Source organism: Endozoicomonas sp. SESOKO4 (assembly GCF_024606275.1).
This window is the reverse complement of record NZ_JAHHPS010000492.1, coordinates 1-1478: the sequence shown is the minus strand read 5'-3', so window position 1 is coordinate 1478 and position 1478 is coordinate 1. Positions and strand designations below refer to the sequence as shown.

The following is a 1478-nucleotide window of genomic DNA, read 5'->3' as shown; positions in this document are numbered from 1 at the left end:
GTTCAAACAGTGAATAATTGCCATGGCTTAGGATATTAATCATCCGGGCATGGAGTACACCATCCGGGTCTGCATCGTCCTGCTGAATACAGGCAGAAAAGTTTTTAAAGCCATGGAACGTTGCGGTTTTTTCCAGAATACTTCGCAAAATATTGAAGTGATAGGTATACAGCTCCCCAGACTCAGCAGCTTCGTGTAATTCCTTTAGTAGCGCAACATGGTGAAAAAATGGGACACTGTTCGTATAACGCAGGCTATAACCATCTCCTTTACGCTCCAGATAGTAAGGCTGAAGCTTGTTTCTTTCATTAAGTTCACTCCACATCACATTAAAAAAGAGCGTGTGATGGGAAGAGATCACTGTTTTGACTTTACCATTCTGTTTTTTCAGCAGCTGTGCCAGATGGCTGGCGACGGCAATCGCGTTATTGTCGTCAAGTGAAGAGATCGGGTCATCCACATAGATGTACTTAACCCAGCTATACGCTTCCTGATCATCAATCGCCAACTGAGCGACGGCCAGGAAAAAACACCAGATAAATATATTCTCTTCACCACGAGACACTTTGATGTGCTCAACGGTTACGACGCTGTCACCACTTTTCACTTCACGAGTAAAGTTGACAGTCCAGTTTTCGTAATCAATATAAAAGTCAAAGTCTGCATAACGATGAAGTAAAGGCCGGATACGGTTCTCCATCTCCAGTTCCTGAAGTCCGTTAAAAAAACGTGACTCCGTATTCATGCGCAGTACCCGCTGCTGGTCGTTGTCCAGATCATTATCCCAGCTGAAGAGATCTTCGGTAAAGGCATTGAAATAAAGGGTATCCCGGCTTTCATCGTCTTTACCTGCGTTCTTAAACGCCATGGAGAGGCGGGTTTTGCCGGTGCCGTTATAGGCGAAAAGCAGTATCTGATGAATGTATTTGGTATTTTTGCCTTGCTGTAACCCGTTTTCTAATCCATTCCGGAGGTGTGAGACCACAGCATCCAGATCAGGAAATGTTAGCTCTCTCATGAACCAACCTCATCTACAGCAGGAAATAGCTGTTGCATTAAGCTTCTTTTGTGCGTTTTTAAGTTTTTTAGCTTCTGCTTTTGAGTAAAGATTACATCATCAATAGATGTCAGGCAGTCGGAGATTTTTTTTTGTTCTTGAGGTGATGGGAATAGCATGGGGAGTTTATGTAGTACCTTTCCTTGAATTCCTAGAACAGTGCTACCAATAGAATTTAACTGAAGTAATTTCTGAAATCCGTCTCCCAACATATAGTACTTCAAGAAAGTATTGCTTATGTATTTTCCTGCGCGAAATTTAATAACCCGCTGTGCGAGGGCGATTTTGTCATCATCAACTTGTGCGACATTCCCTAAGGGGGCTTCGGTTGTAAACAAAACATCACCGATTAGAGGTTTCCCCTTACGCATTACATCATCATAGTCATCTGAGGAAATATATTCTTTTGAGGAATCATAAT

The 1478-nt window shown here is 42.5% G+C and carries 2 protein-coding genes; both read right to left on the bottom strand.

All coding sequences use genetic code 11. The features are described 5' to 3' along the window. The coding region (locus KDK16_RS09410; protein WP_257275773.1) for an AAA family ATPase at positions 1-1018 on the bottom strand (1018 nt) is incomplete at its 3' end. Further along, on the bottom strand, positions 1015-1478 hold a 464-nt coding region (locus tag KDK16_RS09405; RefSeq protein ID WP_257275772.1), incomplete at its 5' end, for a restriction endonuclease subunit S. The genes KDK16_RS09405 and KDK16_RS09410, both read right to left, overlap by 4 nt.